At 62.1% G+C, this 18,042-nt stretch carries 10 protein-coding genes; 5 read left to right on the forward strand and 5 right to left on the reverse strand.

Translation table 11 applies throughout. The annotated features are described in order from the left end of the window. The first annotated feature begins 400 nt into the window (after window positions 1–400). Together ESZ00_RS05480 and pgsA are read left to right on the forward strand one after the other, a co-directional pair. Complete coding sequence (locus tag ESZ00_RS05480; protein WP_129207137.1) at window positions 401–3,811, forward strand: TonB-dependent receptor; 3,411 nt, start codon at window positions 401–403, stop codon at window positions 3,809–3,811. A gap of 315 nt (window positions 3,812–4,126) precedes the next feature. After that, entirely contained in the window at window positions 4,127–4,792 is a 666-nt protein-coding gene (gene pgsA / locus ESZ00_RS05485; RefSeq protein ID WP_129207138.1) for a CDP-diacylglycerol--glycerol-3-phosphate 3-phosphatidyltransferase, read from the forward strand. Window positions 4,793–5,187: 395 nt separating this feature from the next. Here pgsA and ESZ00_RS05490 read toward each other — a convergent pair whose 3' ends face one another. The 4 genes from ESZ00_RS05490 to ESZ00_RS05505 form a co-directional block, all read right to left on the reverse strand. Beyond that, a complete protein-coding gene (locus tag ESZ00_RS05490; RefSeq protein WP_129207139.1) occupies window positions 5,188–5,952 on the reverse strand; it encodes a GvpL/GvpF family gas vesicle protein in 765 nt (254 codons plus the stop codon). Window positions 5,953–6,244: 292 nt separating this feature from the next. Next, window positions 6,245–6,907, reverse strand: coding sequence for a hypothetical protein (locus ESZ00_RS05495; RefSeq protein WP_129207140.1), 663 nt, complete (start codon window positions 6,905–6,907; stop codon window positions 6,245–6,247). A gap of 43 nt (window positions 6,908–6,950) precedes the next feature. Next, on the reverse strand, window positions 6,951–8,645 hold the full coding sequence (aroE, locus tag ESZ00_RS05500) for a shikimate dehydrogenase (RefSeq protein ID WP_308419044.1): 1,695 nt from the start codon (window positions 8,643–8,645) through the stop codon (window positions 6,951–6,953). Between the two features lie 216 nt (window positions 8,646–8,861). Next, window positions 8,862–9,599 (reverse strand): hypothetical protein, encoded by a 738-nt coding sequence (locus ESZ00_RS05505; protein ID WP_129207141.1) that lies wholly within the window; start codon window positions 9,597–9,599, stop codon window positions 8,862–8,864. 567 nt (window positions 9,600–10,166) lie between these two features. On the opposite strand from ESZ00_RS05505, the gene ESZ00_RS05510 reads away from it, so the two are divergent. Next, window positions 10,167–12,200 carry a M3 family metallopeptidase gene (locus ESZ00_RS05510; RefSeq protein ID WP_129207142.1) on the forward strand — a complete coding sequence of 678 codons (2,034 nt, stop codon included), beginning with the start codon at window positions 10,167–10,169 and terminating at the stop codon, window positions 12,198–12,200. Between the two features lie 274 nt (window positions 12,201–12,474). Further along, window positions 12,475–13,287, forward strand: a complete 813-nt coding sequence (locus ESZ00_RS05515; protein ID WP_129207143.1) for an SDR family NAD(P)-dependent oxidoreductase — start codon at window positions 12,475–12,477, stop codon at window positions 13,285–13,287. A 307-nt stretch (window positions 13,288–13,594) separates the two neighbouring features. Here the strand turns inward: ESZ00_RS05515 and ESZ00_RS05520 are convergent, their stop codons facing one another. Further along, the gene (locus tag ESZ00_RS05520; RefSeq protein ID WP_129207144.1) at window positions 13,595–15,346 is read right to left on the reverse strand and encodes an alginate lyase family protein; all 1,752 of its coding nucleotides are present in this window, start codon (window positions 15,344–15,346) and stop codon (window positions 13,595–13,597) included. A gap of 321 nt (window positions 15,347–15,667) precedes the next feature. Between ESZ00_RS05520 and ESZ00_RS05525 the strand changes: the two genes are divergently transcribed. Further along, the gene (locus ESZ00_RS05525) at window positions 15,668–17,932 is read left to right on the forward strand and encodes a beta-glucosidase family protein (RefSeq protein WP_229740977.1); all 2,265 of its coding nucleotides are present in this window, start codon (window positions 15,668–15,670) and stop codon (window positions 17,930–17,932) included. The last annotated feature ends 110 nt before the right edge of the window (window positions 17,933–18,042 follow it).

Genomic DNA, 18,042 nt, shown 5'->3' on the forward strand with positions numbered 1-18,042 from the left:
GATGATCGGCTTCTTTCCGCAACGCACCTCTGATCGCGGCTCGCGGCGGGTTTTGCACAGCCTTCGAAGCGCTTTCCCGCGCTGAATTTCTCCCCGCCTGCGATGTAACTCCCTGCATCTTCGGAGCTTCCGGTCTATTGACAAGCAAAAAAGCTGGCGAGAATAATGCGTACGTTTGTGGAAACGATACCGCTAACGTAACGAAACCATTTTGCACGACCGATTGCACTCCTGAGAGAACGCTCGAACCCTTCTCTCTTCCCCCACTGCACCCAGCTTTCGGAGGCAAGCGATGCACACCCTATCCCATACAAAATCCGGATCCCAACCTGCCCGCAGACGGAGAGTGCGCAGGCCCGGTATCCTTACCGCCCTTCACCCCTTACGCGTGTCCACCAGGATGGCTGCCCTCGCAGTCTTTCTGCTCGCTGCCATGCTCTGCAGCCTTTGCCCTGCTGCGCACGCACAGAACGTCACCTCTTCCATCTCCGGCACGGTGACCGATGCCTCCGGAGCCGTTATCCCGAACGCCACGGTCTCCGTCCAGAACACGGCCTCCGGACAGAAGTTCAACGCCACCACCGACACCCGCGGCGGCTATACCGTCACCAACATCCAGCCCGGAACCTACACGGTGGCGGCATCGGCGAAGGGCTTTCAGGGCGTTACCCAGAACAACGTCATCGTGGACGCCAACATCGGCCGGCAGGTGAACTTCTCGATGAACGTCGGCAACGTCAGCACCAGCGTTACCGTCGAGGCCAATGCCAACGCACTCCAGACCGAGTCCTCCGTCGTCGGCCAGGTGGTCACTAGCGAACAGGTCAAGAGCATCCAGCTCAACGGCCGCAACCCCATCTATCTCTCGCAGCTCGAGCCGGGCGTCACGCGCAATGCGCCGCTCTCCTCGTTCAATTTCGCTCCGGACTTCAGCGGCCCGCAGATCAGCGGCGCCCGCAATGACGAGATCACCGTCACCCTGGACGGCGCGCCCATGATCCGCACCCGCGGCAACGGCACCACCACCGGCGTTGCCGACGTGGACAGCGTGGCGCAGATGCAGATTCTTGCCACCAACTACCCCGCGGAATACGGCGGCACCTCGGGCGGCGTGCTGGCACAGGTTCCCCGCACCGGCACCAAGGACTTCCACGGTTCGGCCTACGAATACCTGCGCAACTCGTTCTTCGACGCCAACACCTGGGTCAACAAGCAGTCTTCGAATCCGGATATCGCCGACCATCCCACGCCCTTCCGCTTCAACCAGTTCGGATGGAATATCAACGGTCCGGTCGCAATCCCGAAGGTGGCCGAGGGCCTGCGCAACAAGCTCTTCTTCCTCGTCGGGCAGGAATTCCTGCGCTACCGCCAGTCACCGACCCAGACCGGTGTCGTGCCCACCACGCTCATGCGCACGGGCAACTTCAGCGAGCTGCTTTCGACCAACATCTTCATGAGCCCTGTGCAGCTGGTGAATCCGAGCACCGGCGCGGATTATCCCAACAACGTCATCTCGTCGGGCCTCAGCGCCAACGGCCTTGCCCTGCTCAATGCCTATCCGACACCGAATGTGAACGGGGCCAGCTACAACTGGGAAGACTCCGCGCCCTATCCGCAGAACCAGCGCAAAGACACTGTCACGCTGAACTACCTCATCTCGCAGAGCCAGCAGCTTCGCTTCTCGTTCCTGCACTACACCTTCTACCAGGACTCTCCCTTCTCGGGGAATTTCAACCGCACCCCGCAGGTCTGGAACTGGCCTGACGAAGTCGGCGTCCTCCATTACACCTGGACCATCAATCCGACGACGGTCAACGACTTCACCGCGTCCGCCTCGGCAGACCACGTAACCATCACCATCGACCAGTCCAGCGGCCTCTACAACCGCACCAACTACGGGATCGACTTTCCCTACCTGTTCCCGGCGGCGGAGAAGCTGATCCCCAACAAGATCCCCACCATCGAGCCGCAGGACTTCACCACGCTCGACGGCGGCCCGTATCCGTCGCACTCCGGCGGCCCGGTCATTGCCTTTGCCGACAACCTCACCAAGATCATCGGCAGCCATACTCTCAACTTCGGCGGCGTATACCAGTACTCGGGCGAGAATGACTTCGACCAGATCGACGTCAGCAGCTCCACGCCCGGCGCCACCAACAACCAGAATGGGCAGTTCATCTTCACCGCACTGCACAACAGCCAGCCCTCCACCGGCGCCGGCGTAGCCAACGCGGCCCTTGGCCTCTTCGACAGCTACGGCGAAATCGGCCAGAAATCCTACACCCTCTTCCGCACCAACACGGCGGAGTTCTTTGCCCAGGACACCTGGCATGCGACTCCGAAGACGGTCATCGAATATGGCGCCCGCTACAGCATCTTCCAGAACTACTACGCGGTATGGGGCAACCAGTCGATGTTCAATTCCAACTACTATGTCGCCGGCGACGCTCCGACCGTCGATCCAACCACCGGCATCGAGACCGGCGGCAACATCTATGACGGCGTCGTGATCCCCGGCAGCGGATTCCCAAGCTCAGCCAAGGGCCACGTCCCCTCCTCCATCCTCAACGGCCAGTACAACGGCCTCTTCCACGGTCTCAGCAGGACTTACTCACCGACCGTCTGGTCCTATATCCAGCCGCGTATCGGCTTCACCACCCAGCTCACGCCGCTGACGGTCTTCCGCGCCGGCGGCGGCCGCTTCGTTCAGCGCCTCGGCGTGAACGACGACGTCCAGCTGGGCGGCAACGAACCCTTCCAGGCCTCTGAATCCGTGACCAACGGCCAGGTCGACGACCCGGGCGGCGTGGGAGCCAACCAGTACCCGCTGCAGCTCTCCTCGCAGGCCTATAACCTGCCTGCTCCGGAGGCATGGTCCTGGAGCGCCACGGTCGAACAGGAAATTCCCAGGTTCGCCACCTTCACCCTCTCCTACGTCGGCCGCAAGGGCATCCACCTGCAACAGCTTGAGAACGTGAACGAGCTGACGCCGGGGACGATCCAGGCCAATCCCGATGTCACGGCGCCGGATGCGCTGCGCCCCTACCAGGGCTTCGCCTCCATCGTCGAAACCTCGGATCGCGGCAGCTCCTCTTACAACGCCCTGCAGGCCAACCTCAAGCGTCGTCTCACCAAGAATGTCCTCTTCGGCGTCGCCTATACGTGGGCCAAGCTCCTCGACTTCGGCTCCAGCCGCGGCTACGAGCTGCCCAACATCCGCGACCGCAATATGAACTACGGCCCGGCCGATTTCGACATCCGCAATGTCCTGGTCGTCGATTACGTCTGGAACATGCCGTACTTCGACCACTCCTCGAACTGGCTCCTGCGCAACGGCCTCAGCGACTGGCAGCTCTCCGGAGTGACCCAGGCCCAGACCGGCGTGCCGCTCACCTCGATCACCAACGGCGACGATTATGCCGGCGTTGGCCCCGGCGCCGGCTCGCAGCTCTGGGTGCTGAACCGCAAGCCGATCGTCAACAAGAGGTTCGGTACCGGCGACTGGTTCGACCCTTCGGTCTTCCAGGCCCCTGCCGACGGCACCTTCTCACCGCGCGGCACCCGCAATGCGATCTACGGCCCAGGTTTCCAGAGCTGGAACATCGCACTGCAGAAGCCGTTCCACATCATCCCCGGCCACGACAATCACGAACTGACCTTCCGTGCCGAGGCCTTCAACTTCACCAACCACCCCAACTGGGATACCCCGAACGAAACTCCCGGCAGCGGCACCTTCGGCGAAGTCACCACCAAGGGCCAGACCTACTCTTCGGACCGCGAAATGCAGTTCAGCCTGCGCTACGCCTTCTAAGGAGGAATCCGGGCAACCATGTCCTCTCCACGTAAGTACAAGTGGCCTTTTCCTACGGAAAAGGCCACGGAGAGATCATGGCTTCGGAGGAGGCCTTATCCGAATTCCGCTCTCACCCCCCAACGCAACCGCGCCGGCAGCAGAAGATGCTGCCGGCGTTTTTTTATTACCCTGCAATACGCCGTTTTCTCTGCCGTTTGAGTGCGTCAACACCGGTCTTCGCACCACTGGTGCATAATGGCCTTAAGACCCCTGCGGTCAGCACATCCGGGGCGCTGACCGAGCTGCTGACATGACCGGGGACCGAGCTGAGCTGTGAATCTCCCCAACTCCATCACGATGAGCCGCATTGTCGCGGTTCCGCTGCTGATCTGGATGCTCTCTCCGCACTTCCACGGCGTGGCAGGCTGGTATGGGAGCGCGGAGATCATTACCTCGCTCGCCTTCATCCTCATCTCGATCTCGGACGGCGTCGATGGCTATCTCGCCCGCCGCCGCGGCCAGATCACGACCATGGGGATGCTCCTCGATCCGCTGGCTGACAAGCTGCTGATCGCCTCCGCCTACATTGCACTGGTCCAGTACAACCCGCACGTCGTCAAGCCGTGGATCGCCGTCGTCGTCATCGGCAGGGAGTTCCTGGTCACGGGCCTGCGATCGATCGCCTCAAGCGAAGGCTTCACCATCTCCGCCAGCGACCTGGGCAAGCTCAAGACGGTCATCCAGATTGTGTCGGTGGTGGCCGCCGTGCTCGATCATGGCTGGCACGAATGGCACTTCGGCTGGTTTGTCATGCCGGTCGACCTGATCGCCGTCGTCGGCATCTACTTTATGACCGCCGTGTCGATCATCTCCGCGGTCGACTACTTTGTGGCTTTCTGGCGCAGGATCGAAAAGGCTTCGACCAGCAGCCGCTCCCGTGAAAATGAGTTCGTGCTCACCCGCGGCAAGAAAGACCTGCCCGCCAAGAACGTCTCGTAGGGACTGGCCGTCCAGGCCTTTCGCCTTCGGCACCCGCTCCCGCTGGTCGCGACCCTCATCAGCTTCCCCACAGAGGAGCTCGCCCCCTCACACCCAGGCGGAACCTGGATGGGGCGCCCTGGTGCTTTCCTATCTTGAGAAAAACCCAGCGTCGCGACCAGAGGAAGCGCCGTGCGAAGCCCAAGGCCCGGGACGGCCAGTCTCGCCCTGCACGCAGCAGCCGCACTTTCGTCAGAGAAATTGCAGGCTCACTGCGTCTTTTCCCCTGTGTACCTTCGTCTTTGTGAGTGAGGCGTTCGGGGGACTCTTGCTGAGACTCGACCCGAGTGTTCCTCCTGATGGAAAGCCCCGGTGGTTCGTGGGTCCACCGGGGCTTTTCTCGTGCTCCAAAGACTTCAGGCACTGGCCGGATGTGCATGGGAATGCGCGTTGCTACGCGTCAGCCGATGCACGAAGTGGTACGGCGGCCATGGTCCCGAGAGCTGCATCTGGCAGTCCTTCATCGCCTGGCTCGCACTGGAATACTTGTTCTGGTACCGCTCAATGCACTTGTGATCGATCAGGTGCGCGATATCCAGAAGCATCTTGCCCGATTCGGTCCGCTTGCAGGTGACCTCTTCGGCCAGCGGTGCGAACATCCGGTGCATCTGCACTGAGATGGCCCGCGCCTTGGTCTGACGCTCACGCTGCAGCGTCGCTGTCTCCCGCAGATTGCTCAGGTACTCGCGGCCGGTATTGGGCACCGCAGTCGCGGCATAGCGGTGAATCTGTTCCCGGCAACAATCGTCGAGAGTCACCTTCAGGTGCATCTCGGCCTTGCCGCGGAGCCGTTCAATATTCGTCACAAACTGGCGCTGATTTGAGCGGATCGAACGCCGCAGCGAATCATCGTCGGTAAACACCGTGCCAAAACGGAACGGCAATACGGTCGAGACTTTAAAGCAGTCGGCGATCACGCGAGCGTGGTCGACTGCCGATTTCTGGTTGAAACTCTCCTGCGGAGAATATTCGCTGACGATGACTGCAAGATCACTGGCTGGATAAAGAAAAACCTGATTTCCCTGAATCCCCGCAACCGATTCCAAAGGAATGGGTTTACGGTGACGGAGAAGTTCAGGAAAGGCTTGTTTCTCGGTTATGCAGTAGGCGTACCATGCCATAGAGAATCACTCCATTGCGGACCCGTGAGGGGTTGGCGTGCGGCGTTGCGGGGATGTCCTGCATGGGTATCTTTCGAATCGGGCTGGGATTCCGTCCGGAATTGCCCCAAGCTGGACGTATGCTAGTCCCGCCTGTCCACAACTGGCAATGAAAACCTTGCGATACACGCAGAAGGTGAGCAAACCAAAGGCATTTTTCTTTTTAAAAGATCAAAATGCCTGTTGATTCCCTCAACGGAACGGAAGAAAACCGACATTCGTTTCCGTTCTCTTCAAAATCCCGAGGAAAGCGCTACCCCTGGGACGCTGGGTCGTGCAGCTTTGCCAGAAGCAGCCCCACCATCAGAATCAGGATCACCAGCAGCACCGCCAGGGCGGCGCCGACGGTGCGCACCAGGCTCCCCAGCGACTTTACATCCTCTACCAGCTCCGAATGCTCGAGATTGGTCTTCTCTGCCGCTTCCCGCAGCCGGGAAACCTGATCTTCCAGCCGCTGAATCTCGACCGCCTGGCTCTGCAATGTGAGCCGCAGATCCCGCTGCCCGGACTGCAATCCTGTCACACCCTCGCGCAGCTCCCGTGTTGCCGCCAGATTCTGCTGCTGGTTCTGCTGGCCATGTCCCATGCCGAGCAGCTCGAGCAGGGGCAGGAACCGGGCATCGAGCAGCGGCGCCAGCCGGGTCAGGAATGGAACGATCGCCTTCAACTGGGTAAGGGCCCGGGCCAGCGCATGCGGGTCCTGAGACGCCTCTGCCTCACGGGACTCCTCGATGGCCAGATGCGGATCGAGCCGGCCTTCCAGCAGGTCGTCACCGGCGCCCCGCTTCCCGGACGAGGGATCGTCCGACGCCAGCTCGATCAGCCGGTCCACAGCCGTTTCCCGGGCCGTTTCCTTCGGGTTGCGCGATGCCGTGCCGCGGCTGCGACCCAGCTTGGACATCAGTTCGTCAATCATCAGGGGGAGCGGCTCCTGTCACCACTATAGGCTGCTACAGCTCCTACTTCTTTGCCGGAGCCTCTGCCGCCTTGGATGCTTCCGCCTGCTGGCGCAGCGCATGCACCACCACCCGCAGCATCTCTTCCTCGGGAGCCGGCTTGCCGGTCCAGATTTCGAACTGCCGCGCGCCCTGGTGCACAAACATCTCCACGCCTGTGATCACGGGCAGCCCTTTTTCGCGCGCCATCCGGATCAGCGGCGTGTCGATGGGGTTGTAGACCAGGTCGAAGACCAGCCTGGTGTTCAGCTCATCGGCATTGAGCACGCTTGCCGGTTTCACCCCGTGCATGCCCGAGGGCGTGGCGTTGATGATGACATCGAAGGCGGTTTTAGCCAGCAGCTCGCGCTTGAAGGTCTTCGCCTTGGCCTGGCGCGCCAGCTTCTGCGCCGCCTCCGGCGTGCGGTTCAGGATATAAACGTCGGCGCCCTTGTCCTTGAGGCCGAAGACCGCTGCCCGCGCCGCGCCACCCGCGCCCAGCACCAGCACCTTTGCGCCCTTCAGCTGCAGACGGCGTTCGAGCGGCCGGACAATTGCCGCCACATCTGTATTGAAGCCATAGAGCTTGCCGTCCTGGGAGCGCACGACCGTATTACAGGCGCCGATCTTCTCGGAGAGGGGGTCGGTCCGCTCCAGGTGCGGCAGGATCTCTTCCTTGAGCGGCATGGTTACCGCGAGGCCGCTGATCGGCACCTCGCGCACCAGCGTCAGCAGGTCGGTCAGCTTGGTCGTCTGCAGCGGCAGGAAGACCGCATTCACGGTTTCACGCCGGAAGGCGGTGTTCTGCATCAGCGGCGAGAGCGAGTGCTTGATGGGGTTGCCGACCACGCCGTAGACCTTGGTCGCCGCATCGATCTGGTCGACACGGAAGACATCCTCCAGCGTCCGCGCGGCGATCTGCCCCGGTCCGGTCTCCTCGCCCACCGTCGCCGCGGCAAAGGTGAAGACAGAGCCGGCGCGCAGTCCCAATACCCGGCTGATGAGCCCCTGATCGCCCATGCAGATGCCCACGACGCTGGCCAGATCCCGTACCCGCTCGAGAAAGCGCATCATGGCCACGTTGTCGGCCAGGTGCTTCGCCGTCGAAACCACCTTGATGAACTCCGGCTCGAAGGGCCGGATGCGCTCGAAGACCTTGTCCAGATCCTTCGTGGTGTGGAAGTCGTGGTAGCTGATCAGCAGCGCCGCGCCCCGGCTGCGCAGCTTATCGATCTGCGCGTGCTTGATGGCTTCGGCCGTCTCGATCTCGAGATCCACGAGATGACAGCCTGCCTCGGCGGCCTTTTCCAGCACCTCCAGCTCGGATGCCATGCTGCCCTTGAACTTGCCGCCGCCCTCGACGCGCCGGCAGGTGGCTACCGCGGTCACATCGCCGCGCTCACAGAGAAACGTCTGGAGCTTTGGGAGCGCGAGCAGCGGCTTCGGCAGGTAATCCAGCCGGAACTCCAGGAAATGGTTCTCCCGCGCGGCTTCTTCCGCCTTCGCAAGCATCTCTTCCGGCGTGGAACCGATGATGGCCACGCAGATGCGGCCAATGCGCGACCGTAAGATCGCCGGCGACATCGGAATACGTTCGGGGGCGGGCGCCGGGGCGGGTACAGACTTCGCGGCGGGCACAGCTTTCGCCGGGGCCGCAGCCTTCGCGGCGGGCACGGCCTTCTTCGGCGCTTTCGGCGTAGCTTTCTTGGGTGCTTTCATGGTCGCAATTGCGGCATCTTAACGGCTGCGCTCCACGGATGCAACCACCTGCATGCAAATACTTTCTCCCTGCTGCGCGGGACTGGCCGTCCGGGCCTTTCGCTTCGCGTGGCGCTCCCGCTGGTCGCGGACGGTGACCCTCTCAAACCGGGATGACAACTTTCCTGGCTGCCATGCATTGGCTTGTTGCTCTATGGGGATACGACCAAGGCGATCTCACGGCTCCATCAGGTAAACTTCCATCACTCGAATTCTGGACCCATTCAGCCGCGTCTTCAGCCTTTGAATGGCTTCATCCTCGGCTTGCTTGGCGAGAGCATTCCGCTGGATAGCATCCGTTTGGGAATTCGGAACTTCCTTCCCTTCAGCCGTCGCATTTGAATCAACGGCCTTCTCCTGCTCCCGGATAGGCTTCGCCTGGCTGGCGCGAATATCTTTGGATAGGGACGGATTATTACCAGAGTGATTCCGGATAACAACAAAGACTGTGTAGTCGATCTGTGCTGGAGTTACCCACTCGCTACGCGGAATGCCTGGAATCATGGCTAGAGCTTCGCGCAGCGTGGGACGGACTTGATACCTGGGATTCAGATCCGGTTCAGGGATGACCTGAGGAAGCGCATCGATCACCTTCACACTTGCTTCGGAGGAATCGTTGAAATAGAGAGGCACACCGGCCGAGGAATAGATGTCGAGGGTCGGGAAATATAACCTGTAGTTCAGGCTGATCCTCTTGTCATTCTGAAATGCCCCTCTCGTAACAACCGGAGTTGCCAGGTCAGGATGTTTCTTCTCCCATGGGAACAGGAGACGTGCAAATTCATGCAGTGAAATATTTGCACTTATAAATTTCGGGTTTTCTGCAGCCTGGAATGTGGACTGAGCAAAAATCTGCTTCGCAGGGAGCAGCAGAAGAGCGAAGAACAGGATTTTTCGCCGACGAAGAAGCCGCATTCTGTTTTCCTCTTGCAAGCTCATCCAGAGCCCTTGTCACTGTACACGAGGCATTCTCCCCTCCGGCAGGCACAGTACGGTCAGCTGCCCGCGGAGCCGGTAGGGGGAATCGCCTCCGCGCCCTTTGGCCGCGAAGCTGGGCTCGGACCAGAGCGCCATACCAGGGTGTCCCATATCTCATGCTTTTCGAGATGCGGGTGTGCAGGCCTATGCAAAATCTTCTGGATTCGTACCCTCCCCCAACGGAGCTTGGATGGGCACCCAGCTTGTTGCTCTAGCGGAGTGAAGGAACCTGCAGTTCTTCGCTGATACAGGCGAACCGCGGGTTCCTCCACTGCGCTTCTCCACCCCAGCGCGCCAACATCAGGCGCGCCGGGGACCCCGGTTCGCTCCGGTCGGAATGACAACGTGAGAAGGAGGCTTCGGTCGGGATGACAATTTGCGTAATGGCTCAACGGGGATACGACCTGGCTCGCGACCAGCGGGAGCGGAGGCCGATGGCGTATCGCCCTGCGCGCAGCAGCCTGCGGTAACCTTTGGGCAGGCAGCAAGGACGGATAAAACGACGTGACCGAAACGACTCTCTCCCCTCATCCCTGGAATCTTGAGACCCGCGCTGACGGGTCGGCCTCACCGGAAGCGCTCGAAGCCTGGGTGCAGGCCCGGCTTGTCCGGCATCGCGACGCCATTGCGCGGCTGCTTGCCGTTCCGGGGCCGCGCACCGTCGAAAACACGCTGCGCCCCTATGACGACGCCGTTGCCGAGCTCTCGGCCACAGCCACACAGACCGGCCTGCTCGACAGCGTCCACCCGCAAAAGGAGATTCGGGACAAGGCGCAGGCCCTGGCCCAGGTCATTTCCCAGGCCGGCGTCGAACTGGGACTGAACCAGGCCGTCTACCAGGCGCTGAACGAGATCGATTCCGAAAGCACGGATGCGGCCACGCAGCACTATCTGAAGCGCACGCTGCTCCAGTACCGCCTGGCTGGTGTGGATAAGGACGAGGCCACCCGCACTCGCCTGCGCGAGCTGCAGGACAAGGCGACCGTCCTCGCCCTCACTTTCGGCCGTAATGTTCAGGAGAACGTCAACACCGTCGTCGTGGAGGACGCGGCCGAGCTGGACGGTCTGCCTGCCGATTACCTTGCCGCGCATCCGGCCGGCGAAGACGGCAAGATCACCCTCACCACCGATTATCCCGACTACCTGCCGGTGATGACATTTGCAAAGTCGGCCAAACTGCGCCGCAGCATGTACCTGGCCTTCAATACCCGCGCCTTTCCGCAGAATCGCGAAGTGCTGCTCGACCTGCTGAAGATCCGCAAAGAGATTGCCGGGCTGCTGGGCTTCAAAACCTGGGCCGACCTGGCCACTGCCGACCAGATGATGGGCTCGGCCGAGAACATGCGCCAGTTCCTTGAAGAGCTCGACACGGCCAGCCGCGCCGGAGCCGAGAAGGAATTTGCCATGATCGCGGAGTTCGCCCGCGTCGAGCAGAAGCTCGAGTCGAACGATGCTGAGATCGATGCCGCGAGCCGTGGCTACTGGCTGGAGCAGTATCGCCGCGCGGCCTTCGAGTTCGACTCGCAGTCCGTCCGTCCTTATTTCCCCTACGACCGTGTCGAGCAAGGCGTGCTTTCGACCGCCGCGCGGCTCTTCCAGGTCGAGTTCCGACCCGTGGCCGATGCCCCGGTCTGGCATCCGGACGTCGTCACCTATGACGTGTATGACCGGGATACGCAGATCGGCCGCTTCTATCTCGACATGCACCCGCGCGAGGGCAAGGACAAGTGGTTCTCCGCGCATCCTCTGATCCCCGGCATTGTCGATCATCCCGATGGCCGCCAGATTCCCGAGGCCGCGCTGATCTGCAACTTCCCCGGCGGGCCGTCCTCGGCAAAGACCGGCGACCCGGGGCTCATGCAGCACTCCGACGTGGTGACGTATTTCCATGAGTTCGGCCACCTGATGCACGCGCTGCTCGGCGGGCACCAGAGCTGGGCCGGGCTGAGCGGCATCGCCACCGAGGGCGACTTCGTCGAGGTGCCTTCACAGATGCTCGAGGAGTTCTTCCGCGATCCGCGCCTGCTGGCTACCTTTGCGCTGCACTATGAGACGGATGAGCCCATCCCTGCCGAGCTGGTGCTGCGCATGAACCGCGCCGGAGCCTTCGGCCGCGCTGACTGGGTGCGCACGCAGCTCTTCTATACGACCTATTCGCTCGAAACGCACGCGCTCGATCCGGAAACGCTCGATCTCGACCACCTGCTGCACTCGCTCTATGCGCGCTTCCTGCCGTATGTGTGGATCGATGGCAACCGCATGTACGCGAGCTTTACGCACCTGGTCGGCTACTCGTCGAACTACTACACCTATCTCTATGACAAGGTGATCGCGCTCGACTTCTTCGCGCAGTTCGCGCGGACCAACCTGCTCGACGACCCGATTGCGATGAAGTATCGCCGGACGGTACTCGAGCCCGGCGGCTCGATGCCGGGGGAGGATATTGTGCTGCGCTTCCTCGGCCGCAGGCAGTCGGCGGATGCGTTCGTGCACTGGGTCGGCGAGGAGTTTCAGGCTGCCGCTACGGTGTACGAATAAGCGTTGCGCCATGCGCTTCGCTCACTCTGTCATCCCGAGCGAGCGGAGCGAGTCGAGGAACCTGCGGTTAAGCTTCAGATACTGGAGATATTCCGACGCGTAGAACAGCAGGTCCCTCCACTGCGCGAGTCGAAAAGGCGTCTCGCGCCGGCCGGGATGACAATATTTTTGTGTAAGACGAGAAGACTGCCTCACTTCGGTTGGGATGACAGGCTTTCGGTATCGGACCCACAGCCGCACACGGCTCACACACCTCTGACAGGAGAGACCAGCGATGACAGCATCCGCAATCCTCAGCAAGACGTATAAGGGCAAATGGGCGCTGGTTACCGGCGCGAGCGCGGGCATTGGCGTAGCTTTGGCCGAGGATCTGGCCGCGGCCGGCGCGAACCTTGTGCTCACGGCACGCCGCGTCGATCGCCTTGAAGCCCTGGCCCAGCGTCTGCAGGAACAGCACGGCATCCAGACCCGCGTGATCCCCGCCGATCTTGCCGACCCGGCGGCGCCGCAACAGCTCTACGAGGCGACCGAGGGCCAGGGACTGGAGATCGACCTGCTCATCAACAATGCAGGCTTCGGCTACCTCGGCGAATTCCTCCGCTCCGACCTCGCCTTCCAGCGCACGATGGTCGATGTGAACTGCGCTGCCGTCGTCGACCTCACGCACCGCTATCTGCCCGGCATGGTGAAGCGCCGCCGGGGCGACATCCTCATTCTTGCCTCGACTGCCGCATATCAGCCGGTCGCCTACATGGCCACGTATGCGGCCACGAAGGTCTTCGACCGCTACTTTGCCGAAGCCCTCGCCGAAGAAGTGGGACGTTACGGCGTGCGCGTCAGCGCGCTGTGCCCTGGTCCCACGGAATCCGAGTTCGGCCAGGTCGCCGGCTCACGCAAGGAAGAGAAGCGCAAGTACCAGCCCGCCGCCGAAGTGGCTCGCCTGGGCCTCGAAGGCCTGGTGCAAGGCAAGACCTGGGTCATCCCCTACTCCGGTGGTCGCATTCAGGTCTTCGCGCAGCGCTTCGTGCCGCGCCGCATCATCACCAAGGCCGCAGAGAAGATGTTCCGACCGGACACCGTGAAATAGCTGCTGCGCGCAGGCTGGGACTGGCCGTCCAGGCCTTTCGCCTTCAGCCTCCGCTCCCGCTGGTCGCGCTCCGACGAGCTCAGGACTCGGACAGGAGTATCAAGGATAGGGATGCCCGTCCAAGCTCCGCCTGGGTAGGAAGGCAGATTTCTATTCCCCAGTCACTGGGCTTGCGAGAGACATCCTCGTGCAGGAACAGGAAACGTATCAGGGCACGGCTTCAGCCGTGCCGAAACAAGTCTCGCGATGGGAGCCGATCGGGCTCGTCGCTTCCCCAACCGCCCGCAGTTTTCCTTATCCCCTGCTGCTATCTCGCGACCGGAGTGAGCGGAGGCCAAAGGCGAGCCGCCCTGCGCGCAGCAGTCCAGTAGGTCTGGTTGGCCCACAGGATGTGCCGGCCGTCCGGCGTCACTACGCCTGCGATCTGCCGTCCGCTCCAGTCTGTGTCCAGCGATCCGTCAGCGTGCAGTTCGCCGGTTGCGTCGCCAAACTTTCCGCAGGCCATGGTAAGCCGCATGCCGTGCTGCTTCACATCGCAGGGCTGCGAGAAATCGACATTGCCATACCATGCGCCGCTGAGCGAGAGCGGCTGCTTCGCAGGATGGATCGCCGAGCAGCGCTCCCAGAAGGTTCCGTTCGACCAATCGATCTGCGTGCCGCTTTTGTCGAGCGCGCCAGTCACAGAGAGCCATCCGGGGGCGACGATCTCCGCCGCCTTGTCCTTCTCCGTCTGGAGCACACGCGCCTGCGAGCTGTCGCCGTGATCGGTGGTTGCGATCAGCCCGTCTGCGCTGCGGGCAATCGTGTCATGACTGGCCGGATCGCCCATCGTGCACCAGTCACCGGCGATTGCCGATTCCGCTGCCCGGTTTTCCGGGAAGACCCGCGCATACTCTGCGGCTACATCATGTTTCAGCTGCGCCTCGAAGGCGGCGTCTTCCGCTGAGAGCGCAGGCCGCGGCAGCACCGGCTCGGGCGGCGCACCACCCCACTGCCAGAAGTTCACCCACGGCGCGGCGGCGATCTTTTCTGCGAGATTGAGACTCTTCGCCGCATACGGGAAACGCGCCGCATACGGCACGGCCCAGCCGATCTCAAGCCCCGAGGCAGGAGGCTTATAGTCCTGCGCCACACCTACGGCCTTTACGATGCGCTCCGGGGCCTCTATGGCCGCGACATCGAAGCGAACCAGCCGGTGAAGCGCGCCGTTTCTCTCGGCATAGAGGTCGATTCCATTCGCCTCTCCGAACTCCGCCAGCATCACCAGCGGTCCCAGAGCGTAGAGCTGGTAGTGGAGCGCGCGTCCGGCGCGGTTCATCTCCGCCATCAGGGAGCCGTCGCCACGAATGGCTTCCACGCCATGCCGGTAGGCATTCATGCCCCATAGGAAGCCGGCCTTGTGATTGCCCACTATGCCCTGCGCGCAGAGCGAGAGCCCTGCCCAGTAGAGATGATTGTTATAGGCATCGCTGCCCGGATGCGTGAGCTGCTGATCGAAATATACCTCGACCGGCACGGCCAGACGGGCCATCCACGCCGCAATCTCGGCATCCTCACCTGCTGTGCCTACGCCGGTGTTGCGCACCTTCAGGTACGCGATGGCCACGCCGCTCAGCAACCAGTTCTGGTCGTAGATACCCTGCCGGTGCGGCATCTTCCCTGTCCACGCATCGGCTTTCGCCGCTGCTGTGAGCAGAGCATAGGTGCATTGCGCCGCCTGCCTGCTCCCATGCGCCAGGTACGCATCCGCCGCGCGCACCGCATACTGCCCCAGGTGCGTGAGCGGTTCGTCCGCCTTCTCCTCCGCAACCTCTTTCACGGGATCGATGATCGAGTAGTGCGAATCGATGTAGGCACTCTCTACCTCGGTCGTACGCGCAAAGGCCGGAATCGCCGGGCATGCATACGCCGCATCGGTCAGTGCAATCTGCCGATCGTCCCATGGAGATCGCAGCCGGGCCGCCTGCGCGGTGGCCGATCCTGACGCCATGACTCCCAGCAGCCCGGGCACCATGATTCCGAACATCAGCAGCCAATGCTTCCCTGCTCTTTTCTGCACGCCTCAAGCCCTCCGGCGGGATAGAGCGGTTGCAGAGTTGCTGTATCCCGAAGCCGATGTGCACCAGTGGCGTTTTCTCTGAAAAACGCCACCCTGCACGATGCAGGAAAGGACAAGGAGACTCTGGAACCGCTCTAATCATACAGAGCGGCACGATCGCGTTCATGCCTCCTTCCGCATATACGCCATCTCCAGTAGTCAAACGTTTGCCCTTGACGTTCCTGTTGCGGGGCCGGTACGATGAGCCGCAAAGTGCCGGGCAGACTGTACTGATAGCAGTCACAGCCCGGTCATGTTTTTGAGCTTTGCTTCAGGAGAGCCATGAAATTCTTTTCGCTGTTCCGGCCGCTGTCCGCGGCCATGTTGTTGCCCTGCCTTTGCGCCGGTTCTTTCCTCGCTGCGCAGGCGCAGGAGGCGTCCCAGACCACACAGGTGCATCATCCCTGGGATGACCGCGCTCTCTCTCCTGACGAACGTGCCGATCTGGTTCTTAAAGAGATGACGCTCGACGAAAAGATTCTCCTCGTCCACGGGCAGGGCTGGGGCGTGCTTCGTCCGCCGGACCCGGTCGCTCCCGGTTCGAACTTCGCCGCCGGCTACGTGGAAGGCATCGAGCGGCTCGGCATCCCGGGCGTGAACGAGGCCGACTCCGCCGTGGGCGCGCGCATGGCCGCCTACCAGGCCCGCTATGCCACGCTGCTGCCCTCGACGCTGGGCGCCGCGGCGAGCTGGGACATCGAAGGCGCGCAGCTTTACGGTGACGTCATTGGCCGCGAATTGCGCGCATGGGGCTCGAACATGTCCATCGGCGGCGGCGTGGACCTGATGCGCGAGCCGCGCAACGGCCGCAACTTCGAATATGCCGGCGAAGACCCGCTGCTGGCCGGCACCATGACCGGCAACCTGATGAAGGGCCTGCAGGCCGAGCACATCATGGGAGACATCAAGCACTACGCCTTCAACGATCAGGAAACCGGCCGCAACGCGGTCAGCGCGAACATCGACCACAAGGCCGCAAGAGAGAGCGACCTGCTCGCCTTTCAGATCGCCATTGATATCGCGAAGCCCTCAGGCGTGATGTGCGGCTACAACCGCTTCGAAGAAACCTACGACTGCGAGAACGACTACCTGCTCAATCAGGTCCTCAAGAAAGATTTTGGGTTCAAGGGATTCGTGCTCTCCGACTGGGGCGCGACACACAGCACGGTGAAGGCCGCGCTTGCCGGTCTCGACCAGGAAGAACCGGAAGATATCTTCTTCGGCGCTCCGCTCAAGAAGGCGGTAGAGGATGGACAGGTTCCCATGTCTCGCCTTAATGACATGGATCATCGCATCCTGCGCAGCATGTTCGCCGCCGGCGTCGTGGACTATCCCGTGATGCCGCGCAATGTCGTCGATCCTTTCAAGGGCCGCGACGATGCGCAGCACATTGCCGAAGAGAGCATCGTGCTGCTGAAAAACAAGGACAGCATTCTGCCGCTCGATCCGGCGCGCGTGCATTCGATTGCGATCATCGGCTCGCATGCGGACAAGGGCATCCTCTCCGGTGGCGGCTCGGCGCAGGTCGATGCACCCGGCGGCAACGTCACCGATCCGCATCCGGGCGGCGCCAACTGGGGTGAGACGGTGTGGTTCCCGTCCTCGCCGCTTCGGTATATCCGCGAGCATGCGCCCACGGCAAAGGTCGAGTACAACTCCGGCGACGATGCCTCGTCAGCCGCAGCACTTGCGAAGTCTTCCGACGTCGCCATCGTCTTTGTGAATCAGCCCATGTATGAGGGCCACGATGCGAAGACGCTCACGCTGCCTGACAACCAGGACGCACTGGTTTCGGCCGTGGCCGCGGCGAATCCACACACCATCGTCATCGCGGAGACCGGCGGTCCTGTGGCCATGCCGTGGAGCGATGAGGTTGCGGGTATCTTCGAAGCATGGTTCCCCGGCATCGGCGGCGGCGAGGCCATCGCCAACCTGCTCTTCGGCACGGTGAACCCCAGCGCCAAGCTGCCCGCGTCGTTTGCCAAGCGTGACGCCGATCTGCCGCACCCCGAGATCGCGGGCATCAACCTCAAGGAAGAAGATCACTACGTCGAAACCAACGTCGGCGGCAAGCGCACGCGGCAGAACCAGCCACAGCTTCCCTTCTTCGACGTGAACTACACCGAGGGCGCGAAGGTGGGCTACAAGTGGTTCGAGTCGCAGCATATCGAACCGCTGTTCTGGTTCGGCTACGGCCTCAGCTACACGACGTACAGCTACTCCGGCCTGCACGTAAGCCCGGACGGAGGCGAGGTCACGCTCACCGTGAAGAATACGGGTGAGCGCGCAGGCACGGAGATTGCCGAGGTCTACGCGAAGCTGCCCAAGGCCGCAGGCGAAGACTACAAGCGCCTCATCGCCTTCGATCGCGTGCCGCTCGCGCCCGGCGAGGAGAAGACGGTCACGCTGAAGGTCGATCCTAAGCTGCTGTCTGTCTTCAACACACAGAAGAATAACTTTGAGCTCGTCCCCGGCACATACACCATCCTCGCGGGACCGTCTGCGAACGAAACCCCGCTCAAGGCCGGCTTCACGTACTCGCAGTAAGCTGCATTACAAACATCAAACGGCGTTCCTCTTGCGAGGAGCGCCGTTTTTCTTTGTTTCATTCACTGGAGAGTACAGAGAGATTGGTGCCTCCCGTCAGGCGAAGCCTG

Source organism: Silvibacterium dinghuense (assembly GCF_004123295.1).
GTDB classification, from domain to species: Bacteria; Acidobacteriota; Terriglobia; order Terriglobales; family Acidobacteriaceae; genus Silvibacterium; species Silvibacterium dinghuense.